This is a genomic window from Marivivens donghaensis (genome assembly GCF_030410045.1).
Classification (GTDB): domain Bacteria; phylum Pseudomonadota; class Alphaproteobacteria; order Rhodobacterales; family Rhodobacteraceae; genus Marivivens; species Marivivens donghaensis.
Genome location: NZ_JAUFRA010000007.1, coordinates 152943 through 176878, shown reverse-complemented (window position 1 = coordinate 176878; position 23936 = coordinate 152943). Strand labels below are relative to the sequence as shown.

Sequence of the window (23936 nt, the reverse complement as noted above, 5' to 3'; positions counted from 1 at the left end):
ATCATACCACATAGCCGTGGATGCCCGTGGCCGTAGTTCCCGTCGCATGGACCTCTTTGATCCCCACGGGGAGGATGGATTTATGACCAACCGTCACTGTGCGCAGCGTGTCAGCGACGGTTTTCACGACCAGCACACCGCCCGTTTCGACGTAAAGCGCGACCGCAACGTCCGCCAATTCGACACCATCGGCAGGCGTCATTGGCACGATGTCTCGCGCTGGACCAGAGAGGGACAACGTGCGGTTCTGAAATGGGTTCGACATGGTTACTCCGTTCTGTCAGCGGGCAAATTCGCCCTGTTGACAGACACAATAGCAATGCCGCGTTAATCCCTGTTCAATCGACCGTACGCTGGGTCATTCGCGGGCACGCAACACCCGTGCAGGTTTCGCCGCTAAGGGGCGCAGGGCAAAGGCCAGCCCCGCCAACAACGTGGTGCCCATACCGCCCAGAACAATCAGCACGGCGTTGGACCAGATGGGGGCAAAGCTCGTCTCCATCACAAAGGTCGTCACGGCCCAACCGCCAGCGATCCCCGCGATCAACGCGACCACCCCAGCCGCCAATCCCAATAGGACCGAGCGGAGCGCGAAGCTACGTAGGATCAACCGTCGATCCGCGCCGAGCGTTTTCAGGACCGCCGATTCAAACACCCGCGCCCGTTCGCCCGAGGCCGCAGCGCCGATTAGCACGAGGAACCCCGTGACCAGCGTAGCAAGCGCACCATATCGCGTGGCCGCAGCGATGCCCGCGACAACGACCATGACTTGATCAATAGCATCGCGCACACGGATCGCGGTTATGTTGGGATAGCTATTGGCGAGGTCACGCAGGATCGCTGCCTCAGCTTCGGGTTGGGCGTAGACGGTGCTGATCCAGCTATGCGGCGCACCCGCAATGGCCGCGGGGTTCAGCGTCATGACAAAGCCCATGCCCGCATTGCTAAAGTCCACTTCGCGGAAGCTGGTGATGGTCGCGGTGATGTCACGACCAAGAATGTTCACAGTCACCTCATCCCCGAGGGTAAGGCCCATCTCAGCAGCTTCTTCGGCGGCAAAGCTGACCTGCGGTGGACCATCGTAACCCTCAGGCCACCATGTGCCTTCGGTCACGGTCGTGCCATCGGGTGGCGTATCGCCATAGGTTAGCCCACGGTCACCACGAACAACCCAGTGATCGACCACATCCGTTGCTTTAACCCCGTTGATGCGGGTCACGATCCCGCGCAGCATCGGTGCGGCCTCATAGTCTTTGACCGCTGGATCGGCGTCTAAACGCGCGCGAAATCCGTCGATCTGATCGGGCTGGATGTCGACAAAGAAATAGGAAGGCGCGACATCGGGCAATTCATCCGAGATCGCCGCGCGAAGGTTGCCGTCGATTTGGCCGACCGCTGCCAGAACCGACAAACCAAGACCGAGGGACAACACGACCGACGTCGCCTCTCCCCCTTTGGCACCGATGGAAGCCAGTGCCAGTCGAAGGGTCGGACGCCCCCGCGCGGCACGGCGGAACCTGCGGGCTAAGGCGCGGACGCCTTGGGCCGATAGAACCAACAACCCCAGGGCAAAGGCAATCCCGCCTGCGGTCCAGATGGTCAAACGCACGGTGCCCGTGAACCAAATCGCCAACCCAATGAGCAGCGCAATCAAGAGCGCCGTGATCGCGATATAGCGGGCGGCAGGAAGGGTCGTGCCCGCGTCGCTCGCATCGCGGAACAGTGTCGCGGCGCGGACTTCTTCGGATCGCGCCAACGGCCAGAGGGTAAAGAGTGCTGCCGTGATCAGGCCGTAGATGCCCGCTTCGATCAGGGGGCGGGGATAGACGGCAAATTCAACAGGGATGGGCAGTTGCGCCGCGATCATGGGCGCGAACAAGAGCGGGATCATAGCCCCCATGAGGATGCCCAAGCCAACGCCGAACAACGTCAGAATGCCGATCTGGATAAAGTAGGTTTGAAAGATCACCCGACGTGTAGCGCCAAGGGTTTTCAGGGTCGCGATGACTTCGGTCTTGCCCGTCAGGTAGGACCGCACGGCAGCCGACACACCGACCCCGCCCACAGCCAAGCCCGACAAACCCACCAAGACCAAGAACGACCCGAGCCGATCGACAAAGCGTTCTACGCCCCGCGCCCCATCACGGCTATCGCGCCACCGCATCCCAGTGTCACGGAAACGCTCTTGGGCCACCTGTTCCAGCGCGGCGAGGTCGGTTCCCTCAGGCAGTTTGAGGCGGTAGTTCGTGTCCATCAATGTCCCCGCCGCCAAGAGGCCAGAGTTCGCGAGGTCACGCGTCAACACAATCGACCGCGGCCCAAGCCCAAACCCACCAGCCGCGTTGTCGGGATATTTCGCGAGGATCGCGGTGAGCACGAAATCTTGGGTGCCGAGGCGGACAGTGTCACCCGTCACCACGCCCATCCGTTCGGCCAGCACACGTTCAACTACGATACCAGGCGTGCCATCCACACCCGCAAGCGCCGTATCCAGTGGCATCGCAGGGTCCAACGTCACGGAACCGATCAAGGGGTAAGCTGAGTCCACGGCCATGACCTGCGTCAGACCACGTTCGACCGTGTCTCGTGTCACAACGAGCATGGATCGGAAATCGACCGTTTCTGACACGGTGTCCGCGATACTCTCCATCCACGCGCGCTCTTCCTCAGAGGCGAAACGGTAGGTCAGCCCGACCTCGGCGTCCCCACCCAAGAGTGCCGCGCTTTCACGCTCTAACCCTGCGGTGATTGAGGACCGGACCGTGCCAACAGCGGCAATCGCCATGACGCCCAGCGCCAGACACGCAAGGAAAATGCGGAACCCCCGCAGACCACCGCGCAGTTCACGGCGGGCGAACCGATAGGATAATGACAGGCTCATGCGGCGGACCCGTCGATACGACCATCCCGAAGGCGCACCACGCGATCGCACCGCGCCGCAAGGTCGTTCGAGTGCGTTACCATCACAAGCGTCGCCCCATGCCGATCACGAAGCCCAAACAACAGGTCAATAATCGCAGCGCCGTTGGTTTCATCCAGATTGCCCGTTGGTTCGTCGGCCAACAGCAGCTTGGGCCGCGAAACGGACGCACGAGCCAGTGCCACGCGCTGCTGTTCACCACCCGACATTTGCGAGGGGTAATGGTCTGCCCGAGACGCCAAACCAACCGCCGCCAGTTCCGCCTCGGCGCGTTCAAAGGCATCACTGACACCCGCCAACTCCAGTGGGGTCGCGACGTTTTCCAAGGCGGTCATTGTGGGAATGAGGTGGAAGGATTGGAATACAACCCCCATATTATCTCTGCGGAACCGCGCCAGAGGGTCTTCGCCCATACGGGTGATATCCGTGCCCAGCGCCGTGATCCGCCCCCCCGTGGCGGTCTCTAGCCCGCCCATCAACATGAGGAGCGATGATTTGCCCGACCCGCTTGGCCCGACAAGCCCCAAGGTTTCCCCCTGCGCCACGTCCAGCGTAATGTCGTGCAAAATATCCACTGGTCCAGCATTGCCCATCAATGACAGGGATACATCTAAAAGGGACAACGCTGGTTTGGTCATAAAGAGGGCTTTCCGTTCAATGCTTTCCTATAGATATGGAGCGCTTCGCCGTGCCTGCAACATCGCTGCGGCAATTGTGATCGGCACAGGCGCTGTTCAGGCCGAAACGATTACGATTGCAGCACTTGGTGATAGTCTAACCCAAGGCTACGGGCTGATTCCCGAGGACGGCTTTGTTCCGCAGCTAGAGGGCTGGTTGATTGAACAAGGCGCGGATGTGTCTGTGCTGAACGCAGGTGTGTCTGGGGATACGACTGCAGGCGGGCTCAGCCGTGTTGCCTGGACCCTAACGCCCGATGTGGATGCGATGATTGTAGCACTAGGTGGCAACGACCTGCTCCGAGGAATTCCCCCAGAGGTGAGCCGCGCCAATATCGACGGGATTTTGACCGCCGCAAAGGATGCAGGCGTCCCCGTTCTCTTGATCGGGATGGAAGCACCGAACAACTACGGCCCAGACTATAAACTGGCCTTTGACACACTCTACCCCGACCTCGCGGCGCAGCACGGGGTGCTGTTCTATCCCAGTTTCCTGAGCGCACTCTATCCCGATGGCGACCTGACCGCTGCGCGTGATCTGATCCAATCGGATGGTGTTCACCCCAATGCCCAAGGCGTCGAGATCATCGTCGATGCAATCGGCCCCTACGTCCTGCAACTGATCGAGCAAACCCAATGACCGCCAAAGCCTATTGGGTGGCGCATGTCACCGTCACTGACCCCGACCTCTACGCCGCCTACCGTCAGGCCGCCGCACCCGCAATTGCTGAGGGCGGTGGTGTGATCCGTGTGTTGGCAGGGGAACAGATCACGGGCGCAGGGAACGCGAGGCCCCAGACAGTCGTCGTGGAGTTCCCGTCCCTCGAAGCGGCGAAGACCTGCTATTTCGGCGAGGCCTACCAATCCACCGTCGCCCAACGAGACGCGGGGGCAGAGGTGGACTTGGTCATCGTTGAAGGCGTTATGCCGTCGTAGGTTTCGGCCAATACTGACGCGCCGCCGCCAACGCGAATTGCGCCACGAGGCCCCCACCGACCAGCATCAGATCGGTCCACACATTATCGCCCAGCACGCGACCAACGCCCTGCAACCAGATGCACAGGACTGATCCCAAGGCGAACACAGGCAGCGCCTGACGGCCCAAGAGCGCGAAAGGCGCCATCGCCTTGGTCCCTGTGAGCCAACGCACACCGCCAAAGGCAGACAGCACATAGGCCAGCGCCAAGATGTGCAAGAGGCGCGGGACGCTGAGGAATGTTTTGTCGAACGCGGTGATGAACCACGGCAGGTGGAATGTTTCTTTGGCGAGCCACATCGTTTGGCCAAAGACCTTTGAGAACGGTGGGACTTGGACTGTGAGCACGCCAACGATCAACAGGAAAATCGCAGGCAACAAGAGCCACCATGTGACGGGCACAAAGCGTTTCCCCTGTTTGTAATAGACCCCCGTCAACAGGCCGACCACAAAGATCAGTTGCCATGAGAACGGGTTAAAAAACCAGCCGCCCTGCATCGGAAAGTTCGGCAAATTGATCCGCCACATCGCCGCCGAGAACCACAGCGCGATGGACACCAGTAGAACGGTCCGCGGCGCACGCCACGCGAAATAGAACGCAATCGGCGAGACAAAAAGCAGCACGAGATAAAGCGGCAGAATGTTCACATAGCCAAACTGGTGGGTCATCAGGATCAACCCGACAGAGGTTTCCAGCGGGTTATACCACAAGTGCTTCATCGCGTTGATGAACAGGATCTCACCATTCCCCATCCACAGCGCAACCGAGGCCGCTGCAGCAACCGCAGCAAAGGTCGTCAAAATATGCACCTGATAAAGCGTCCACGCGCGACGCCACAACCGCGCGAGCCCAGTCCAAAGCCGCATCGAGTTGTCTTTGAAATCCAGCGAATAAGCGAGGCCCGCAGCCACACCCGACATGAACACAAACCCTTCGGCCGCGTCAGAGAACCCGAAGTTTCGGTTGGTAAAGGCTTCGAGCACGTTGCCGGGAACGTGGTTGATGAAAATCATCACAAGGCAGAGGCCACGGAACACATCGAGGCGCGGATCGCGTTGTTTTACAGGGGTCATAACGGGGCCTTATTCGGCGAAAGGAACAGCATCGGCAGAGGCATCGGCCTCTGCGTTTGCGGATGGTGACCACCGCGACAGGACATCGGCCTGTAGCGCCATAATTGGCGCTGCTGCGATTTCTGTTGGGGTGGTAAAGAGAGTCGAAAAACCGGGGCGCGACAGCCACGCGATCAACAAGGGCGAGATCACCATCGGCAGAGCAACTGGAAGCAACCACGGAACTAAGGCAGGCGACAACATCTGCGCCGCACCAATGACGGCGGCGCCCGTGAGGACGATCCAGTAGCTCGCGGACCACGCATCGCCGAACGATAGGCTTCCATCACCACGGCTCTGCGCGGGCCAACCGCCGTCCGCGCCACGCAAAACTTGGCTCACCGAGCGGGTCTGGTACATTAAAAAGATCGGTGCAGTGAGGGTCGAGAGCGCCACTTCGGCCAATGTCGACGCAGCAGCTCGCAGCATCCCGCCAAAGCCCACGACCCGTCCATCGAACCCAGCCTTGATCGCGATCAGCACCTTGGGCAGGAACAACAACCCTACGACACCGACCATGAGGCTCAGCGCCTTGGATACTTGCGACACGGGCAAAACAGGAAAAGGCCAGTTTTCGATGGGGAAGTAGTCAATCGGCGGCGCGAACAACGGGGCCGCGATGGAGGCCGTCAAAAACGCCAGCCAAAAGACGGGCGCGATATAGGCGAGGATACCTTGGAGAAAGACAAATCGGCTCCATGGTTTCAGACCACGGGCCAGCAAAAGGCGACTGTGTTGCAGGTTGCCTTGGCACCAACGGCGATCCCGTTTCGCGAAATCGACAATGTTTTCGGGGCCTTCTTCATAACTACCGGCCAGATCATCATCGACCCGCACAACCCACCCACCGCGGGCCAGAAGTGCGGCCTCTACATAGTCATGCGACAAGATATGCCCGCCAAACGGAGGACGCCCCGCCAATTCAGGCAGAGCGCAACATTGAGCAAAGGCGCGGGTGCGCACGATGGCATTGTGTCCCCAGAACGGACCCGTGCGCCCCTGCATCAAGGCCAAGCCGCGGGCAAATACGGGGGAATAAAACGTCGCCGCAAACTGCATCACGCGGCCAAAACGGGACCGCGCGTGGATGATATTGGGCAGTGTTTGCAAAAGACCCAGATCGGGTGTCGCGATCATACGGCGCACCATTTCGACCATGGTATCGCCTTCCATCAGGCTATCCGCGTCGAGGATGATCATGAAGTCATAGGCAGACCCAGAGCGTTTGATGAAGTCCTCGATATTGCCCGCCTTGCGACCTGTGTTTTTCACGCGACGGCGATAGAACAGCCGCCCATCTCCATCAGTCTCATTCAACAGACGCTCAAACCAATGACGTTCCCGCGCCGCAATCGCTTCATCCCGCGTGTCCGACAGAATGGCAAAGTGGAACTGATCGCCATGCCCCGTTTGATCAATCGACGCCATCATCGCCGCGACGCGGGCATAGGTGGCAACGGGGTCTTCGTTATAGACGGGAATGACAACGGCGGTGCGTTCCGTGAAATAACCGGCATGACGCGCGGGAGGTTTGGGTTGGCTGAACAATCCCGCAATCGCAGTAAACGCGCCCCATGCCAGCCAGAACGTCGACGCGAAAATCAATCCCGAACGGACGAAATCCATCACATCGATCCCGTCTGCGGCACCAAATTCAAAGAACAGAGAAAACCCACCGTAGGCCGCTAGAATAGCCGCCAACAGCACAATGGTTCGGATGATCATCACCCGAACGGCTGCCCCCATGGGATGTGCCATCGATTACTGACCAGCCCGCGACGGCAAGAGCGTCAAGGCCCGCAACCAGCCCCGAACCGAGACTGTGATCGGCGCAGAGAGGTCTTGTTCAGGCATCGCCATCGGCGCGTCGGGCAAGGTGCCTGCCGCGCTCATCAAACGCTCTTCCGAGGGTGCAAAGTGTCCTGTCGATCGATCCATTATGCGTTGATCCATTGATAGAGCCACACTTCGGTCAGACGTTGGTCAAACCCGTTCACATAGGCGGAAAGCTCTACGACGGCGTCCGCATTAGCGCGCACATCGATCACCAGCCGCCAAATATCCGTTCCGCTGATTTTCTCGAGGGTATGGCCATAGATTTCGCCGCCTGTGGCGTTCAGCACGGGCTCAATCTCTGCCTCGCCATCCAGCGCAGCCATAAGGCCACCTTTGAAATCGATCACAAATTTGCGCGTGCCCTTTTCGGCTTCGACACCCGAAATGCCGCCATGGCCCGAACGGGTTTCAAACACCCAAGCCAAATCCGATCCAGCGTCTTGGGCCAAATCACCCCAACGCAAACGATAGGAATATTCACGATGGTCGCCAGCAACAGCGCGATCTTCGGGGATCCAATAGGCAACGATATTGTCATTCGCCTCTAGATCAGACGGGATTTCAACGAGCCGAACATGGCCTTTGCCCCAGTCGCCAATTGGCTCCACGTTCAAAGACGGACGCCGTTCATACCGCGCACCAACGTCCTGATAGCTCGCGAAATCGCGGTCGCGTTGATGCAGGCCAAAACTACGTGGGGCGATTTCGCTGAAATACGAACCCGTCAGGCGTGGCGGGTTGTTCAACGGACGCCAGATAACATTGCCATCCGCACGCTCGATCCGCAGGCCATCGCTGTCGTGGACGTTCGGACGATAGTCATCCCAGCCCGCACGGTTCTTTTCCGAAAACAAGAACATTGAGGTCATCGGCGCAATGCCCAATTCGACCACGTCCTGACGGAAATACAGACGGCAGGTCACATCCATGAGCGTTTCAGCGCCCGGTTCAATGACAAAACGATACGCACCCGTGACACTCGGGCTCTCTAGCGCGGCATAGATCGTGAGGGCCGGACCACCGTTCGGATCACGCTCCATATAGAATCGTGAGAACCGTGGGAATTCTTCTCCCTTTTGGGTGCCGGTGTTGAGCGCCAAACCTCGCGCCGACAGTCCATAAGCCGACCCGCGACCCAACGCGCGGAAATAGGACGCCCCCAAGAACGCGGCGACTTCATCCCATTTATCGGGGCGATTCAGTTGCGCATTCAAACGGAACCCAGCCACACCAGGCAAAGCATAGTGATCGGGAACGCGGTCCTTCAGATCGTTTAGATATTCGAAATCATCGGTCGAAAAGACCATTTCGGTCGCGACACCGTCAGCAACTTCGAAAATGCGAACGGGTTCAGGGAACAGCCACCCCATGTGAAACGCTGCGAGTCGGAAATCAGACCCGCTGTCCTGCCAACGCGCCGCCTTGTCGTTGAACCGGATTTTTCGATAACCGTCGTAATTCAACCCGTCGATGAAACCTTCGGTCACAGGATGGGGTTCATACACGCCACGCGAGAGCTCTCGCATCTGTTCGGACAATAGATCGAACGAAAATTGCTGCACAGCAGCAACAGAATTCCCCTCAACAGCATCCGCCTCTTGGGCATTTGCAGGAACAGGCATCCCGAGGATGGTTGCAGGAACAAGCCCAGCAACAAGAGCCAAGAGATCACGACGCGAAACAGACGCATCAGTCGGGCGCAAGGAGGCCATTTTCGTTTTATATCTCAATAGTTTTGCCGGAATCAAGGTCGCCAGCGTTTTTCAAGCTCCCAATTAGTGCCTCGCCCAGATTCTCCGCAAGAGGCAATGTAACAAACCTGTGGCACAAGCGTGTTACCGCCTGAAATCGACTGCGAAATAAGCAGGTTTTCGCACCTCTGGTTGCTGCAATTGCAAACACAACATAGCCGCAATGCAGCCAACGCAGATCAGCCCACACGTGCATGGGCGGTCAGCGCGATTTGAGGGGCCAAAACAGTTGAAACGCGATGGAGCCGACTAAAAGTCAGAAACAGCTACTTTGTCAAAGAGCGCATCGAATTGCCTGAGAGGGTTTTAAATGGTGCCCAGGGGCGGATTTGAACCACCGACACGAGGATTTTCAATCCACTGCTCTACCCCTGAGCTACCCGGGCACCGGTTAGCAAGAAACTCTGTTCCTCGCTGGGTAGCGGCGTTCTAGACAGGTAGCGCGGGGGTGTCCAGAGGCATTTTGACCGATTTTGAATTTGTTTTCCGAATTTTCGCGGAAAGAGGGTATTCCTCTTTCTAGCCCCTACCCGAGAGGTGATAGGAACTGCGGAAGCCTTTGCTGTAACGGGCAACGACATCGCGATCACGCATGTAACCGATCACCCGAGCCAGAGCACCACGTGCGAAACCGCGCAGATGCGGATGCGGCATCAGCATCTTTGCGAGAATCGGACCAACGCGCCAGTAGGTCCAGATAAAGGCCCGACCGAATCTGTTGTGAACGAGGATTTCGTCCCGAACACGGCGCAGGTAGTTCACATCTGGGTGGTAAGTGTCGCCGTAAGCAGCCGTTGCAACAAAGCACGAGCCAGCGCCACCGTCCAAGGTCATGTCGGACACGTCTTCGCCGCTGTAAGGCGTGGTGTCTTCTTCCTCGATCGGCTGGTTCATCGCTTGGATGATTTCGTCGACAGACGGAATGACAGTCGCGTTAGCTTCATATTCATCGGCCAGCAACGCTTTGGTATCAAGCTCGAGATCTACACTTTCATCAAGCGGGAACGCGTCAGCGATCCGCATCAGGTAGTCGTCGAGAATATCAGGGTCGAATGCTGCCAACATAGCGTCAGCTGCATCGCCCGCATTTTCGAGGTGATCGAGCAACGCTACCGGATCAGCGTCCTCGAGGAACGCATCAAGGTCGGCCTGATCGAAGGCATTCAAAAGCAGCGGGAGGTTCTCTGCTGGAATGTTTTCAAGCAGCGCATTGACGTCGGTGGTTTCCAAGAGGTCCGATAGTTCGTCTGCGCTAAGACCCGACAGGTAATCCGCTACGTCCTCGGGCGATGCCGTCGTCAGGAAGTCTGCGAATTCGGTATCGCCACGCATGTTCTCAACCCGGTCGAGCGTTGCAGCAACACCTTCGGGATCGGTAAAATCAACGAGCGAATTGGTCAGGTCACCCAACTGCCCAGCAGCGCCAAGCAGCTCAGTGGTGCCGCCATCAGCATGCAAGAAGATCAGGTCGTCGTCCTGAATGGAGACCGCGTTCATTAGGTCATCAACGGTTTCGTAAGCGCCCATGAAGCTGAGCGTATGACCTGCAGTCGCATCAAAGCCCGTCACAACGGTATCGCCCGTGGTGTCGATGAACAGATGTGCACCTTCGCCCTCGATGGTGACGTCGTTTTCGCCTGCCCCTGTGATGACGGTATCTGTGCCTTCACCTGTGGTGACGATGTCATTGCCTTCACCCGTGACTAGCGTGTCATCGCCAGCGCCACCGTCGATGGTGTCGTTGCCTTCGCCACCGAAAATGGTGTCACGGCCAGCTTCGCCCATCAGCGTGTCATCGCCGAGGTTGCCAGCAATAGTGTCAGCGTGGTCGGTGCCGATCAGACGGTCAGAGTAGTCGGCGTAGCGGTCAACTTTCGCATCGTTGCCCCACATATCAACGCCAGTGCCGATCGAGAATTCCAGCTTAACGATGTCATAACCGTCGAGGGACAGATGAATGTCACCATCGCTTGCTGTCACTTCGTCACCCATAAAGGTTTCGGTGAACGGGCGCGACAGGTAGGACAGCGGATCGCCTTCGTCCAAGGTGCTCGAGAACGGGTTATCGATGGTCGACAACTGCTGAACCCACAGATGATCGTAATCGCTGACGAGGTCACCGACGTTCAATTCGATATCGATGCCATCAGCGGACCGCGATGCGAGGAAGATGACGACCTTTTCGTCATTGCCAAAAGCATTGATGTCCACCTGATCCTGCGCAGTATCGTCGCCGATATCGCTAAAGAACCGCTGCGGATACGACACGTCGATCACCTGCGTATCAACGAGGCTGCGCGACATCATCCGCATCACTTCGCCTGCAGGGGTCAGTTCGCTTGCTGTGCCACCAGGTGCGTCTGCGTCGTTATAGATGCGGCCAAGGCGGGTGTAGAGCGACTTGTAAGTCGTGCCCCAAACAGACGCCTGATCAACACCGTGAACCGCCATGTCCTCGAACATTTCGATGATGTTCGACGCCTGCTCCATCCCGAATTCGTTGCCGACGCGGTTCTGAACGTTCCATTCCGAAACGTAGTATTCAACGTCGCCAAACCCTTTTGCGTAGGCAATGTCGTCGAGACGATCAAAGACGCTGCCGCTGGATTGGATCTCTGCGTAGTCATCGGGGTAGTAGTGAGTTTCGATCACGTCGATGGCGGCACGGGCCTCCATGTCCATCTCACCGATGATCTGAGGAATATCGTCGCGATCCCAAGGCAATGCAGTCTGCATCGCAATTTTGGGAGCAACCCAATCAGGATCACCAATTTCCACACGATACTGTTCAAACAGATCGTCCAGCTTTTTGGCCATCACGTTGACCATCTTGCCATATTCGGCAGGGGTCTCACGGGCGCCGTTGTTCACCCAGTATTCGTTACCGATGGTGACGGTGTCGAGTTTGACCTCGCCGTAGAGTCCGTGGATCAGGGCATCGATGTGCGCAAGCAAGCCATCAACCGCAGCCTCGTCTGGCAAATGGTTGCCAGCGGCGTCAGTGGCCGCGGAATAGAAATGCTCGGTCGGCAGAACCCAGTCGATTGTTGCGCCTTTGTCAGCGGCGTAAGCGACGAATTCTTTTGCGGTGACAAAATCATCTTCGAGGTTGGCTGGAGCGGTCAAAGACCAGAATTGCTGCGAGGTCGCATTATCTGGTTCGAAAAGTTTTTCGGTAACTGTGCCGCCTGGAAAACGAAAAGACGTCGTGCCCAGTTGGTCGACAAAAGTATCGTATTGACCGCCATCAATGGTTCCGTCTTTGGTAAACAGCGCATTAATGCCGAACATCTCGGATGATAATACGTCAGATGCGTATCCGTCATTTCCGATGATCATTTGCTGTACGATAGCCACGACAAACCCAACCGATGCGAGATGAAGAGAACGGCACCCGAACTCTGAGGACGCTTGTGCGCCTCAACTCAATCATCGCGGGAAAAGCAGTGATACTTAAGGAAACAGAGGTCTAACCAACGGTCACGACAGGAGAGTGAGCTGACCAAATTCCACATTTCTGCCCCTTAATAAGAGTCAAAAATATTCATTCGTATACTTCATGTATTTTTAGAGATAAAAAATTTTGCCACCTTCAGGCGCAAACATAAACCGTCGAATACACCCAGAAATCATCTTTAAGTTGTTTAAAATTCTAAAAATGACGATTTTAGAATCTAAAACAACTTTAATCAGAAGTTTGCTTTCCGATTCGCCTCGGCTGAAAATGAAAAGGCCGCCCAAATGACGGCCTATTTCGTCACTTTTCTCCAATTGCGACTAATGCCGCAGTGGGGGCATTTCATCTTCTGGGATATCTGACTCATCGATCGGTTCGGCAGATGGAATGGCGTAAGAACCCGACAACCACTTAGCCAAATCGATGTCCGCGCACCGCTTGGAACAGAACGGGCGGTACTTCTGATCCGTCTCTTTCGCGCAAATCGGACAGGCCATTACAGCCCCCGCAGGATCGCAGCCAAAGGCAGACGTTCGCGTTTGCGCTGCAATTCAAACAGGCCCATCGTCGTCCAACCCACAAGGCTCGTCTCAATGGCATCATTGCGGAACGACGCGCGCAAGGACTGTTCGACCTGTTTCCGATGCGCCTTTGAGATCGGCGCGAAATCGACGGCAAGCTGGCCACCAAGGCCACGCAGACGCAACGCACGCGGCAACATACGGCTCGCAGCCAAGTTCGCCTTGAGCGCCGCAGCAGGCGAGGTATCGCCACCCGTATTCACATCGACCGCCACCAAGGCTCGGGTCGCTTCGACATACATGTGGCCCTCGCCCAGATCGATGAACGGCGATTTCAGCGCTTCGATCTGATCCATGACGCCGTGATCTTCGAAACAGCCTTCGTCGGTTACGACCTCAGCCGCAGACACCCATTCACGCCACGCGAGGACATGCGGACCATCCCCTTCGGTCAGAGCTTCAGGCTCCGTGCCTTCAAGGTCATTCAGAACGGCGTTCGCCAGATCAGCCATCGCTGCGATGTCTTCGGCGATATCGTCGTCATCGGCACCAGCGCAGGACGACCGCAGGATCAGACCGTGTTCGATCCCTTCCATAACGGCGTGGCCAATAGCACTGATACGGGCGCGGTCTTCTTCGTCGTCGATGGAACGGCTGACGTTCACGCCCGGCTTGCCCGGTGTGACGATCGCATAGCGGCTTTTGAACAGAACACGGTCGGTCACAGGAACGGCCTTACCCGCCTCGGTGTAGCCCGTGACCTGAACCAGCATCGGCTGACCAGGACGCAGACCCTTGCTCTGACGCAGGAACGCCGTCTCACCCTCAGGCAAGCGCAGCATCATACCGCCCTGCCCCTTGAGCGGACGATCACAGATCGCGCGGAAAATCGCACCGGGGCGCGGCTGGCTATCATCGTCGATCAGCAGATCTTCGAGTTTGCCATCTACCATCAGTGCGGCAGCTTCGCGCTCACCGACGTGGTCTAGAAGGATCGAACGTCCCTTCATTGTTCTACTCCGTATAAAGGAAAGCCCGCAGCGGTCAGCAAACCAGCTGTTTCAGCCAGCGGAAGGCCGACGACGCCCGTAAACGACCCGTTGATCCACGGGGTAAAGGCGCCCGCGGGCCCTTGGATCGCATATCCGCCCGCTTTGCCCTTCCAATCGCCAGAGGCGAGGTAGGCATTCACTTCGGGATTAGAGAGACGCTTCATCGCCACGGTAGTGACAACATCCGTCTGCCAAATCTTATCGCCGCGCTTCACCGCAACGGCAGTGATCACGCGGTGACGTCGACCTGAGAGGGCAAAGAGGAACGCAGCCGCCTCAGCCTCGTCCACAGGTTTACCCATGATGCGGCGACCCAGCGCAACCGTCGTATCGGCGCAGAGCACAACCTCGTCCGCGCCACAGGGCACGGCAGCGGCCTTATCAGCGGCAATACGATTAACGTAGTCGCGCGGCTGTTCGCCCTTACGCGGATCTTCGTCCACGTCAGGCGGGCGCACCGCAAATGGCGTTACCCCGATCTGCGCCAAAAGCTCCAGTCGCCGCGGCGAACCGGAGCCCAAGATAAGCTGCAAACCGGATGTCGGTGAAACCGTGCTCACCGAAAACGATAGTTAATCCGACCTTTTGTCAGGTCGTAGGGGGTCATTTCCACCTGAACCTTGTCGCCCGCGAGGACGCGGATGCGGTTCTTGCGAAGTTTACCTGCCGTGTGTGCGATGATCGTATGGCCGTTTTCAAGCTCGACCAGGAATGTCGCGTTCGGCAGGAGTTCCTTCACGACACCGGGGAATTCGAGCAGTTCTTCCTTGGCCATGTGATCTCCGTAATTGCAAAATCCGCCATCATGAGCGGAACGGCGGTTAAATGCGCCCGATTTACCAATAATTCAAGCGCAAATCAGGCGAGGGTCGCCAAGGTGAGGTTTTGAAGCCGCGAATCCTGTTCGGTCCAATGGCTAAAGTTGCCGACCTGCCCCGAAACCCGAGGGGCCGCGATGGCCGCAGGATCGACCTCTGCGATAACCCATGCCGCCTCGTCCGTGTCACCTTGGGCGATGATCCCATTGCTCGGCAAACCATGATCGGGTGAGCAGAAGAGCGCGGCACGACCTGTTCCCGTATCCAACACGTCGCAATCCGACACAGGACCCAAAACGGGCGATTGCACGATCAGGCATTGATTTTCGATCGCACGCGCACGGCACGACTGGCGCACACGTGTTTGGCCTGCCGACAGATCGGTCGCGGAGGGCACCAGGATCATATCCGCGCCACCTTCGCACATCGCGCGGGCCTGCAGCGGGAATTCACTGTCATAGCAGATCAAGATACCCAATCGGCCCAAGGCGGTATCGAACAGCTTTACCGTTTCCCCGACCGACAATTGCATTTCACGGCGTTCATAGGGTGTCAGGATCAGCTTATCCTGAAACACCGCATCCCCCGATGGGCCAAGCAAATAAGACCTATTCACCATCCGCTCGCCATCCCGAACGCAGAGCGATCCCGCGAGGATATGAACGCCAAACTGCGCTGCCAGATCGGAATGCAGCGCGATCCAATCCTCAGCCGCATCCGCCATTCGCCCCGCCCATTGCGCAGGCGAACAGTCGTTTGGGGTCCCGATCAGGGCCGCTTCGCACCCGCCATATTCGGGGAACACGAGCAGTTCAGCGCCCTGCCCCGCAGCGGCAGACACCCAGCCCGTCAGCTTCGTCTCAAGCGATGACCACGTCGCGTGCCATTCGGGGCGGTAGGCAGAAGTAGCGATTTTCATAGGGCTTTAATCCAGAATTGAAGCGGCTTTTCCGATTGTTCGACATCACCGTGGTCGGTCCATTTGAACCGCGCAACGACCCCGTCGAGTTTTTCGTATCCGCGTTTCCCCCAAAACCCATCCAAGGGTCGATAGTCCGCAGGCCGCGCAGGGTGATCCTCTGGCCGCATCACCGAACAGAACGCCACGTAACGGCGACCCAGAGCCTTCGCCTTTGCCTCCCGCATGTCAAAGAACACATGTCCAGCGCCCTGCCCCCGATAGTCAGCCAGCAACACCGATTCGGCGCAGTAAAAGATGTCGGTCAGCGGGATACCTGTCGCCGCAAAGGGCGCCGCGAAATCGCTCGCGTGATCTTCCATTGGGGTGCCCGTTGCCGCGCCAACGATGCGGTCCCCATCCTTGGCTGCGACCAGAATGGCGTTTTGCGCATCGCGATAGGTCGCGACATAGTCCCGCTCGTAATCGAGCGACCCTGCATAGAGGTAAGGCCAATCGGCAAACACATCAATCCGAAGCCGCGCTAGATCATCCAGCGCCGCCGCGACCGCGTCCCCGTCTAGAACCTGATAGGTCAGTGTCATGCGCTGACCTGACGGATCCAATCTGCGAGGTTGTAGTAGGTAGTGACGCGGCAAATTTTGCCGTCTTTCAGTGACATGAACGACCCGGCAGGCAGGACGTATTTCTGACCCGTAGCTTCAGGCAGACCTTCGTCGGTCGAGAGATATTCGCCGTTCACCGTGAATTCAGCCGCGGCGCGGGTGCCGTCAGCAGAGCCGAAGATCACGATATCTGTCAGACATTCGCGATAGCAGCGGTCCATGTGGTCACAAAATGCGCTGAACAGCTCTTTGCCAACGCGCACTTCGCCCTCGTTTACGTGGTGGGCCACGTCATCCGACAACTCAGCCAACATGCCAGCCTTATCGCCTGCATTGAAAGCATCAAAATAACGTTGAAGAACGGCTTTGGCGTCCATGGTCACTCCTTTGACGGGCCCCATCTGTCATGCAGGCGGGCAATTATCTGGTCACGTGTTTTGCGATAACTCTCGAGCTTTTCATCCCGTGTGGTCCCCAACCCCGTCGGATCGAGGATCGGCCAATATTCAACATCGAGATGGAAAAACCGCGTCATTTCAAGAGCCTGACGTTGGCTCGCAGGCGACAACGCAACAACAAGGTCGAACGACGACAGGTCATCGCCCCATTGTTTTAGCTCGTCAAAAGACCGCGCACGGTGGCGGGATAGCTCTACGCCGACCTCTTGGCAGACGGCGATGGTAAAGCCGTCGATTTCGAGATCGCTCTTTACGCCCACGGACTGCACGTAACATCCCGTGCCGTAGAATTTCTTCATCAATCCTTCGGCCATAGGCGACCGGACCGAATTATGATCGCAGCAGAACAGAACCGACTGCGGGAGAGGCTGATATGTCTTACCGCCCTCGTCCAAATCAGCCCCCGAAATGCAGAACGCAGATGAGAGTGAACAGGCGACGCGCGGTGTCATGATCCACGACCGCCTTGCCCTCTAGACGTTCTTGCAGAACGTTGGCGCCTTCGTTGTGGATACCACGGCGCGCCATATCGATCGTTTCAATCTGGCTCGGCGCAGCGGTTTTCACCGCATCGAAATAGCTTTCGCAGATCATGAAGTAATCTTTGACCACCTGACGGAACGGCCCAAGGCTGAGGTGGAATTCACCTGCGGGGTCGTTCGCTTCGGTCTTAATCTCGAACACAAGACGGCGTTCGCGCACCGAGAGGAACAGCTTATACGGCCCCTCAGGCGCAGGACGGTCGTCCCGCGACACGAGGTCAAAGCTGTTCTCTTCGAGAAGATCAAACATCGCCACGCGGCGTTCCTGTTCGACCTCAGGTGTGGGCGGCGGCAGATTGCTGTCGTCCAGCTCAATGTGAATGATCTTTGACATTCCGCGATGCCCTATCCCTTGTTCAAACGGTCCAGACGAGCGCGGACCGACAATCCGTGCGCTTCCAGACTTTCCGACTGTGCCAGACGTTCCGCCGCGGGGCCAATAGCCAAAAGTGCCTCAGGCGTCATTCGTGACAAAGTGGTGCGTTTTACGAAGTCCATGACCGACAAACCCGACGAAAAACGGGCCGAACGCGCCGTAGGCAGCACGTGGTTTGGCCCGCCGATGTAGTCGCCAATAGCCTCGGGCGTGAAGGAACCGATGAAGATAGCGCCAGCATGGCGAATCTTTTCCGACAGCGCCTCAGCATCAGCGGTGCAAATCTCGAGGTGTTCGGGCGCGATCCGATCCGAGAGGCGCACAGCCTCTTCCATGTCACGCACAACAATCACCGCGCCAAAATCACGCCAGCTTGCGCCAGCGATTTCGCGACGTTCAAGCGTCTCGAGTCGTTTCTGGACGGCGGCAGCGACGGCGCGACCGAAATCAGCGTCATCCGTAATCAAAAGCGATTGCGCGCTTTCGTCGTGTTCAGCCTGAGACATCAGATCAACCGCGATCCAGTCGGGATCATTGTCTTTATCCGCGATCACGAGGATTTCGGACGGGCCAGCGATCATATCAATGCCGACCTTGCCGAACACACGACGTTTTGCCGCCGCGACAAAGGCGTTGCCCGGCCCTGTGATCTTATCCACGGGCGCGATGGTTTCGGTGCCATAGGCCAATGCCGCAATCGCTTGTGCGCCGCCAACACGGTAGATCTCGTCCACGCCAGCGATACGCGCAGCCAGCAAAACAAGCGGGTTCGTCACGCCGTCAGGTGTCGGCACCACAATCGCCAAACGATCGACGCCCGCTACTTTGGCAGGGATCGCGTTCATCAGAACGGACGACGGATAAGACGCGAGACCACCTGGGACATAAAGCCCAGCAGCCTCAACCGCGGTCCAGCGCCAGCCAAGTTGCGCACCAACCTCGTCCACCCACAGAGCATCTGCAGGCATCTGACGTTCGTGATAGGCCCGAATACGTTCCGCCGCGAGTTCGAGCGCAGCGCGATCTTCGTCCGAAACCTTTGCACATTCCGCCTCGATCTCAGCGTCCGAGAACCGCAATTGATCAGCGGTCAATTCCATGCGGTCGAATTTCGCGGTAAGTTCCAGAACAGCCGCGTCACCACGTGCCCGAACATCGGCGATGATACCCGCCACGACGGCATCCACATCAGGGCTGTCTTCACGCTTCATCCCCAACAGGGCTACAAAGTCCTGTTCGAAACCTGCGTCAGTGGTGTCCAGAAAATGCGGCATGGGCGGTCTCCTTCTGAGGCTTGATAGCGCCCCATCACGACCCCTTCAATCATCGGGGCCGCGTCATTTTAGGCATAAGCCATTATTCAGGGTGCTGCGGAGCCTTATGAGACGGCGCAACATAAGGACGGGTGACATCGCGTAGGACGACTTCCAGCGCTTCGACCGACAGCGCAATGGCGCCATCGCCCGCGAGGGTCAGAATAACAGTGCCTGTCCCATCTTCGCCCGCTTCAAAGCTAATGGACAACAACGACAGCACCGTATCCGCATCACCGCGCGGCACCCCTTGGGACCGAACAGCGGTGACATCCTCAATCGCCAGAACGGATTGGACCCGTTCAAAGGCGCGATTGCGGGTCTGCGCCTTATCCGCATCTTCCCAACGGAAACGGTTCAACAGAAGGGCAAAGCGGCGCTCTTTGGATTTCCAAAACATTTCCGATGATGGAAACACCGAATCCTGAACGAGTGACGACACAACAGCGAGGTCGTCCGCGTCCAGCGCCTTTAGCCGCAGCGGTGCGTCGGCACCATCTTCGAACCGAGCATCTTGGGTCACTGGCCTTTGATCCTTTCGATCTGCGCACCAACGGCACCCAGTTTTTCCTCAACGTGCTCGTAGCCTCGGTCGAGGTGGTACACGCGGTTCACTTGCGTCTCACCTTCCGCGGCCAGACCCGCGAGGATCAGCGAAACCGACGCGCGAAGGTCGGTTGCCATCACAGGTGCGCCCTTCATCTTATCGACGCCATGAACGGTCGCGGTGCCGCCATGAACATCGATCTTTGCACCCATACGGATCAGTTCAGGCGCGTGCATAAAGCGGTTTTCAAAGATCTTCTCTTCGAGCACCGATGTGCCATCAGCAAAGCAAAGCATCGCCATCATCTGCGCCTGAAGGTCGGTGGGGAAGCCTGGGAACGGCTCTGTCGTAACATTCACCGCTTTCGGACGACCACCGTCACAGCGCACTTTGAGGCCGCGATCGGTTTCCTCAACAGTGATTCCCGCCTCGGTCAGTTTTTCAACGAATGATTCGACGAGCGACAGTTTCCCGCCCAGACATTCGACCTCACCACCCGCAATCACAGGGGCGAGCATATAGGTGCCGAGCTCGATACGATCGGTGACAACAGGATGGGTTGCACCGTGCAGGCGATCGACGCCTTGAATTTCGATACGGCTGGTGCCGTCGCCTTCGATCTGGGCGCCCATTGCCCGTAGACAGGTCGCAAGGTCTACGATCTCTGGCTCACGCGCTGCGTTTTCAATGATCGTTGTGCCCTTGGCCAAGGTCGCGGCCATGAGAACGTTTTCGGTCGCACCAACAGAGGCAAAGCGCAGTTTTACAACGCCGCCTTTCAACCCGCCTTGGGTTGTTGCGTGCAGATAGCCGTCTTTTAGATCAATGGTCGCGCCCATCGCCTCGAACGCGGCGATATGAATATCCATCGGACGCGCGCCAATCGCGCAGCCACCCGGAAGCGATACAATCGCATGACCTTCACGCGCCAAGAGCGGCCCAAGAACAAGGTTTGACGCCCGCATTTTACGAACGATTTCATAATCCGCGCGGGTCGAGTTCAGACCATGTGACGACATCGCCATGACCTTACCATCCGCCAGAGCAGAGACTTCAGCGCCCAACGACTGCAGCAGAGCGGTCATCGTTTTGATGTCAGACAGGCGCGGCGTATTAGTCAGCGTGAGGGGTTCGTCACTGAGCAAAGTTGCGGGCATCAGCGTCAGCGCGGCGTTCTTTGCGCCCGCAATCGCGATTTCACCGCGCAGCGGTTTACCGCCCGTAACCAGAATCGAATCCATAATGCCCCTACTCTTCCTCAGAAATATCTGTTGCGGTCGCGCGCGCACGTGCCTGTGCCTTGCGCTTCGCCATATTAGCTTTCAACGCAGCTTTTAACCGATCCTCACGGGTTTGCACCTTAGGATCACCAATTTTATTGCCTGTTTTCTCACTCATGACCCTTCTGATACCCGCTGATAAAAAAACCGTCCAGAGAGGGGTTGCGTATGGAATCTTTTGCAGCTAATTCCCCCGCACCGAAAAGACGCTGCAGTAGCTCAGTGGTAGAGCACTCCCTTGGTAAGGGAGAGGTCGGGAGTTCAATCCTCCCCTGCAGCACCATCCCCCTCGACATTCCAATAAGATACGCCAGAGCGTGGTCGTTTTCCGTTTGTCGCGATGTCGCAGGTTCGAACGGCATTTTTTCCTAAAACCTTTTTCCCTTGGGCCGTAACCCACAGTGGAAGGCCGTGTAATCGGTCGATGAGTTAATAGGCCGGTCGGTATGAAACTGTCTCTTTCGTGGAAACTTCCACTCGCGTTCGTATTTTTCAGTGCAGTCTCTGCGAGCTTCGTTGGCATTCTGGCAACGAACCGCATGAACGCGACGATGGAAAAAGCCGCGATTGAAAACCTGACAGCCAGCCAACAGGTCATTTCTGACGCGATTATGGCTCAGATGGACAGCTATCGCGGTGCGCTGCACCTTCTCGCTGATGACATCTCTATCGCCTCAGCCCTTCGTGGTTTCTCGCGGGCGCTATCTGCGAATGACGGCCTAGAGGCGAACCTGACGACGATCCGCGACATCTACACGACCAACAACCCGAACATTTTGATGAATGATCGGTCAAAACTGCTGAACGCAGGTGACGGCAGTCACTATACGACGCTCCACACGAACCTACATCGTTGGTTCAACGTGGTCGCTACTGAAATGACGATCGACGACCTCCTCTTGGTCGATCCTGATGGGAACATTGTTTATACCTTTGCGAAACGCGACGATTTTGCGCTCAACATCTCTGACCCAAAAATCGCAAATACGGATGTCGCAGCGATGGCGCGGGACCTCCTTTCGATGGATCTCACAACCACGCACAACACGGGGAACGGAGCCTTTTCCGATGGCACACCGATCCTGACTTCGGAATTCGGCATCTACAATTTGTCGGGCGGCGCTGTGAACGCGTTCATGGGCGCACCTGTCGTTGATGATTTTGGGAACACACTCGGCGCGCTTATTTTTGCTGTTCCAGAGACACCAATCCAAAAGGCCATGCGCCAAAAAAACGGCCTGAGCGTTGACGCACAGATCGTTCTTGTGAACCCAGACGGCAACGCCGTGATCCTGTCTGGCCTTCTTCCCTCTGGTCTACGCCAAGGTCATCACCTGCGCCTGTCGCGCAATTCTCCCAACATTGCCAACGCTATAAATGGTGAAACAGGCCAGATGGTATTCGATAGCGCCGAAGGCGTGTCGCTCATGTCGTCATACGGCCCGGTTGAGATCGGTGATACCTCCTACGGCCTCGTGATCACCGTAAACCACGACATGATTTTGGCTGACGCGACCTCTCTGACGAACATCATTGCAGCACTCGTCGTCGGCATCATTATCGTGGTCGGCATCATCAGTGGGATGATGGGTCGCGCGACCGTGCGCCCGATCATTTGGGTATCACGACGAATGAGCCGTATGGCAGACGAACGCGATCTAACCAAACGTATGATGGTCGTCGAACGGGATGACGAAATGGGCGAGGCGGCCAGCGGGTTCGACCGATTGATCAAGTTCATCGCTGATACGATGAAGAAGTTCCGCAACGGTATGGATGAACTGACCTTATCTGCGCGTGACCTCGAAACGGCCGCGCAGTCCCTTGCCAACAACGCAGACATCCAATCCTCCGCGGTCGAAGAGCTGTCCAGCTCGGTCGAACAGACCGCAAGCCAAGTGAAAACCAACGCGGAGTCGGCCAAAGCGGCTGAGGAACTCGTAGAAAGCACCTCGGCTGTTGTTGAACAGGGCACGCTCAAGGTGTCGCGGATGGTCGATGCGATGGATGCAATTAACGCGTCGAGCCAAGACATCGCGAAGATCATCAAAGTTATCGACGAAATCGCGTTTCAAACGAACCTGCTCGCGCTCAACGCGGCAGTTGAGGCTGCCCGCGCAGGTCAGCATGGCCGTGGTTTTGCTGTCGTCGCCCAAGAGGTGCGCAACCTCGCAGGTCGTTCGGCCAAGGCCGCACGCGAGACCAGCGAATTGATTGAAGGCAGCTCTGAGCGCGTGCGCGAAGGCGTTGCTATTTCGGAGGAAACCCGCGCGTCCTTTGACCAAATCGCGGAAAACATTGCGCATGTGTCCGATCTGGTAACCACGATTTCCGCCGCAAGCGCCGAACAGTCGCGCGGCGTTGATCTGATTAACGACGCGATCCTCGATATTGCACGGATCACACGCGTTACGAGCCAGCAGGCCGATGCGTTCGCATCGACCGCGACGCAGTTGACCATGACCAACGAGGCGCTTCTGGAAGAACTCAGCAAGTTCAAACTGGACAAAGAGGACCACATCGAACCCATCGACGTGACCCCTGTTGAGGTTGAGGAAACACAAGCCCCTAAACCCGCATATGTTCCTGAGAAAAACCACAACGCCGAAGAATCCGAATCAACGCCCGTGGCAGAAGTGGAAACCGCAAATGCGCCGGCCAAACCTGCGCCATTCGTGGTCATTGACGCCGACAACGACGAACGCGGTTACGGCACCTTCTGACGCGCGCCCCTTTTCCAGACGATCAAGACGCGCTAATTCTGAATGATAGTCG

Annotated in this window: 24 protein-coding genes and 2 tRNA genes; 4 read left to right on the top strand and 22 right to left on the bottom strand. The window is 57.4% G+C overall.

The genetic code is table 11. The features are described 5' to 3' along the window. Position 1: 1 nt before the first annotated feature. The 3 genes from QWY83_RS12600 to QWY83_RS12590 form a co-directional block, all read right to left on the bottom strand. A complete protein-coding gene (locus QWY83_RS12600; RefSeq protein WP_249946970.1) occupies positions 2-265 on the bottom strand; it encodes a spike base protein, RCAP_Rcc01079 family in 264 nt (87 codons plus the stop codon). 93 nt (positions 266-358) lie between these two features. Next, complete coding sequence (locus QWY83_RS12595) at positions 359-2881, bottom strand: ABC transporter permease (protein ID WP_249946969.1); 2523 nt, start codon at positions 2879-2881, stop codon at positions 359-361. Beyond that, positions 2878-3558, bottom strand: coding sequence for an ABC transporter ATP-binding protein (locus QWY83_RS12590; RefSeq protein WP_105234278.1), 681 nt, complete (start codon positions 3556-3558; stop codon positions 2878-2880). The genes QWY83_RS12595 and QWY83_RS12590 overlap by 4 nt, the downstream gene beginning before the upstream one ends. A gap of 19 nt (positions 3559-3577) precedes the next feature. Here QWY83_RS12590 and QWY83_RS12585 point away from each other — a divergent pair, with 19 nt between their 5' ends. Together QWY83_RS12585 and QWY83_RS12580 are read left to right on the top strand one after the other, a co-directional pair. After that, positions 3578-4237: an arylesterase gene (locus QWY83_RS12585; protein ID WP_249946968.1), complete on the top strand. Its 660-nt coding sequence runs from the start codon at positions 3578-3580 to the stop codon at positions 4235-4237. Beyond that, a complete protein-coding gene (locus tag QWY83_RS12580) occupies positions 4234-4533 on the top strand; it encodes a DUF1330 domain-containing protein (RefSeq protein WP_249946967.1) in 300 nt (99 codons plus the stop codon). Before QWY83_RS12585 ends, QWY83_RS12580 begins: the two co-directional genes overlap by 4 nt. Here the strand turns inward: QWY83_RS12580 and QWY83_RS12575 are convergent. From QWY83_RS12575 to QWY83_RS12485, 19 genes are all read right to left on the bottom strand, one after another. Continuing rightward, positions 4520-5647, bottom strand: a complete 1128-nt coding sequence (locus QWY83_RS12575) for an OpgC family protein (protein WP_249946966.1) — start codon at positions 5645-5647, stop codon at positions 4520-4522. The genes QWY83_RS12580 and QWY83_RS12575 overlap by 14 nt on opposite strands. 9 nt (positions 5648-5656) lie before the next feature. Continuing rightward, on the bottom strand, positions 5657-7444 hold the full coding sequence (gene mdoH / locus QWY83_RS12570) for a glucans biosynthesis glucosyltransferase MdoH (protein ID WP_249946965.1): 1788 nt from the start codon (positions 7442-7444) through the stop codon (positions 5657-5659). Positions 7445-7447: 3 nt separating this feature from the next. Then, positions 7448-7639 (bottom strand): hypothetical protein, encoded by a 192-nt coding sequence (locus QWY83_RS12565; protein WP_249946964.1) that lies wholly within the window; start codon positions 7637-7639, stop codon positions 7448-7450. Beyond that, positions 7624-9234 (bottom strand): OpgD/OpgG family glucan biosynthesis protein, encoded by a 1611-nt coding sequence (locus QWY83_RS12560; RefSeq protein WP_249946963.1) that lies wholly within the window; start codon positions 9232-9234, stop codon positions 7624-7626. The genes QWY83_RS12565 and QWY83_RS12560 overlap by 16 nt, the downstream gene beginning before the upstream one ends. Before the next feature lie 350 nt (positions 9235-9584). Next, positions 9585-9659 (bottom strand) — tRNA-Phe (locus QWY83_RS12555). A gap of 133 nt (positions 9660-9792) precedes the next feature. Further along, positions 9793-12630 carry a calcium-binding protein gene (locus QWY83_RS12550; RefSeq protein WP_249946962.1) on the bottom strand — a complete coding sequence of 946 codons (2838 nt, stop codon included), beginning with the start codon at positions 12628-12630 and terminating at the stop codon, positions 9793-9795. Between the two features lie 420 nt (positions 12631-13050). Beyond that, on the bottom strand, positions 13051-13227 hold the full coding sequence (locus tag QWY83_RS12545) for a DNA gyrase inhibitor YacG (protein WP_105234271.1): 177 nt from the start codon (positions 13225-13227) through the stop codon (positions 13051-13053). After that, on the bottom strand, positions 13227-14261 hold the full coding sequence (locus QWY83_RS12540; protein ID WP_105234270.1) for a ribonuclease E/G: 1035 nt from the start codon (positions 14259-14261) through the stop codon (positions 13227-13229). Before QWY83_RS12540 ends, QWY83_RS12545 begins: the two co-directional genes overlap by 1 nt. Then, positions 14258-14836, bottom strand: coding sequence for a Maf family protein (locus QWY83_RS12535; protein WP_290246000.1), 579 nt, complete (start codon positions 14834-14836; stop codon positions 14258-14260). The genes QWY83_RS12540 and QWY83_RS12535 overlap by 4 nt, the downstream gene beginning before the upstream one ends. Positions 14837-14859: 23 nt before the next feature. Further along, the gene (infA, locus tag QWY83_RS12530; protein ID WP_067550718.1) at positions 14860-15078 is read right to left on the bottom strand and encodes a translation initiation factor IF-1; all 219 of its coding nucleotides are present in this window, start codon (positions 15076-15078) and stop codon (positions 14860-14862) included. An 83-nt stretch (positions 15079-15161) separates the two neighbouring features. Continuing rightward, positions 15162-16040, bottom strand: a complete 879-nt coding sequence (locus tag QWY83_RS12525) for a carbon-nitrogen hydrolase family protein (RefSeq protein ID WP_249946960.1) — start codon at positions 16038-16040, stop codon at positions 15162-15164. Beyond that, on the bottom strand, positions 16037-16624 hold the full coding sequence (locus tag QWY83_RS12520; RefSeq protein ID WP_249946959.1) for a GNAT family N-acetyltransferase: 588 nt from the start codon (positions 16622-16624) through the stop codon (positions 16037-16039). Before QWY83_RS12520 ends, QWY83_RS12525 begins: the two co-directional genes overlap by 4 nt. Then, positions 16621-17022, bottom strand: coding sequence for a ketosteroid isomerase-related protein (locus QWY83_RS12515; protein WP_249946958.1), 402 nt, complete (start codon positions 17020-17022; stop codon positions 16621-16623). The genes QWY83_RS12520 and QWY83_RS12515 overlap by 4 nt, the downstream gene beginning before the upstream one ends. A 2-nt stretch (positions 17023-17024) precedes the next feature. Further along, the gene (locus QWY83_RS12510; protein WP_290245999.1) at positions 17025-17555 is read right to left on the bottom strand and encodes an arsenate-mycothiol transferase ArsC; all 531 of its coding nucleotides are present in this window, start codon (positions 17553-17555) and stop codon (positions 17025-17027) included. Beyond that, positions 17500-17979: a UPF0262 family protein gene (locus QWY83_RS12505; RefSeq protein ID WP_249946957.1), complete on the bottom strand. Its 480-nt coding sequence runs from the start codon at positions 17977-17979 to the stop codon at positions 17500-17502. The genes QWY83_RS12510 and QWY83_RS12505 overlap by 56 nt, the downstream gene beginning before the upstream one ends. Positions 17980-17990: 11 nt before the next feature. Beyond that, the gene (gene hisD / locus QWY83_RS12500; protein WP_249946956.1) at positions 17991-19295 is read right to left on the bottom strand and encodes a histidinol dehydrogenase; all 1305 of its coding nucleotides are present in this window, start codon (positions 19293-19295) and stop codon (positions 17991-17993) included. Positions 19296-19377: 82 nt separating this feature from the next. Continuing rightward, the gene (locus tag QWY83_RS12495) at positions 19378-19857 is read right to left on the bottom strand and encodes a DUF2948 family protein (protein ID WP_249946955.1); all 480 of its coding nucleotides are present in this window, start codon (positions 19855-19857) and stop codon (positions 19378-19380) included. Then, positions 19854-21122: a UDP-N-acetylglucosamine 1-carboxyvinyltransferase gene (gene murA, locus QWY83_RS12490; protein ID WP_249946954.1), complete on the bottom strand. Its 1269-nt coding sequence runs from the start codon at positions 21120-21122 to the stop codon at positions 19854-19856. Before murA ends, QWY83_RS12495 begins: the two co-directional genes overlap by 4 nt. Positions 21123-21129: 7 nt before the next feature. Then, complete coding sequence (locus tag QWY83_RS12485) at positions 21130-21279, bottom strand: hypothetical protein (RefSeq protein WP_167668764.1); 150 nt, start codon at positions 21277-21279, stop codon at positions 21130-21132. A 90-nt stretch (positions 21280-21369) separates the two neighbouring features. Between QWY83_RS12485 and QWY83_RS12480 the strand changes: the two genes are divergently transcribed. Together QWY83_RS12480 and QWY83_RS12475 are read left to right on the top strand one after the other, a co-directional pair. After that, positions 21370-21444: transfer RNA gene (locus QWY83_RS12480), tRNA-Thr, on the top strand. Positions 21445-21607: 163 nt separating this feature from the next. Next, entirely contained in the window at positions 21608-23884 is a 2277-nt protein-coding gene (locus tag QWY83_RS12475; RefSeq protein WP_249946953.1) for a methyl-accepting chemotaxis protein, read from the top strand. The last annotated feature ends 52 nt before the right edge of the window (positions 23885-23936 follow it).

Coding starts and splice junctions, on each gene's coding strand:
- QWY83_RS12600 (WP_249946970.1), bottom strand. CDS start 265: ATGTCGAACCCATTTCAGAACCGCACGTTGTCCCTCTCTGGTCCAGCG.
- QWY83_RS12595 (WP_249946969.1), bottom strand. CDS start 2,881: ATGAGCCTGTCATTATCCTATCGGTTCGCCCGCCGTGAACTGCGCGGT.
- QWY83_RS12590 (WP_105234278.1), bottom strand. CDS start 3,558: ATGACCAAACCAGCGTTGTCCCTTTTAGATGTATCCCTGTCATTGATG.
- QWY83_RS12585 (WP_249946968.1), top strand. CDS start 3,578: ATGCTTTCCTATAGATATGGAGCGCTTCGCCGTGCCTGCAACATCGCT.
- QWY83_RS12580 (WP_249946967.1), top strand. CDS start 4,234: ATGACCGCCAAAGCCTATTGGGTGGCGCATGTCACCGTCACTGACCCC.
- QWY83_RS12575 (WP_249946966.1), bottom strand. CDS start 5,647: ATGACCCCTGTAAAACAACGCGATCCGCGCCTCGATGTGTTCCGTGGC.
- mdoH (WP_249946965.1), bottom strand. CDS start 7,444: ATGGCACATCCCATGGGGGCAGCCGTTCGGGTGATGATCATCCGAACC.
- QWY83_RS12565 (WP_249946964.1), bottom strand. CDS start 7,639: ATGGATCAACGCATAATGGATCGATCGACAGGACACTTTGCACCCTCG.
- QWY83_RS12560 (WP_249946963.1), bottom strand. CDS start 9,234: ATGGCCTCCTTGCGCCCGACTGATGCGTCTGTTTCGCGTCGTGATCTC.
- QWY83_RS12545 (WP_105234271.1), bottom strand. CDS start 13,227: ATGGCCTGTCCGATTTGCGCGAAAGAGACGGATCAGAAGTACCGCCCG.
- QWY83_RS12540 (WP_105234270.1), bottom strand. CDS start 14,261: ATGAAGGGACGTTCGATCCTTCTAGACCACGTCGGTGAGCGCGAAGCT.
- infA (WP_067550718.1), bottom strand. CDS start 15,078: ATGGCCAAGGAAGAACTGCTCGAATTCCCCGGTGTCGTGAAGGAACTC.
- QWY83_RS12525 (WP_249946960.1), bottom strand. CDS start 16,040: ATGAAAATCGCTACTTCTGCCTACCGCCCCGAATGGCACGCGACGTGG.
- QWY83_RS12520 (WP_249946959.1), bottom strand. CDS start 16,624: ATGACACTGACCTATCAGGTTCTAGACGGGGACGCGGTCGCGGCGGCG.
- QWY83_RS12515 (WP_249946958.1), bottom strand. CDS start 17,022: ATGGACGCCAAAGCCGTTCTTCAACGTTATTTTGATGCTTTCAATGCA.
- QWY83_RS12510 (WP_290245999.1), bottom strand. CDS start 17,555: ATGACACCGCGCGTCGCCTGTTCACTCTCATCTGCGTTCTGCATTTCG.
- QWY83_RS12505 (WP_249946957.1), bottom strand. CDS start 17,979: ATGTCAAAGATCATTCACATTGAGCTGGACGACAGCAATCTGCCGCCG.
- hisD (WP_249946956.1), bottom strand. CDS start 19,295: ATGCCGCATTTTCTGGACACCACTGACGCAGGTTTCGAACAGGACTTT.
- murA (WP_249946954.1), bottom strand. CDS start 21,122: ATGGATTCGATTCTGGTTACGGGCGGTAAACCGCTGCGCGGTGAAATC.
- QWY83_RS12485 (WP_167668764.1), bottom strand. CDS start 21,279: ATGAGTGAGAAAACAGGCAATAAAATTGGTGATCCTAAGGTGCAAACC.
- QWY83_RS12475 (WP_249946953.1), top strand. CDS start 21,608: ATGAAACTGTCTCTTTCGTGGAAACTTCCACTCGCGTTCGTATTTTTC.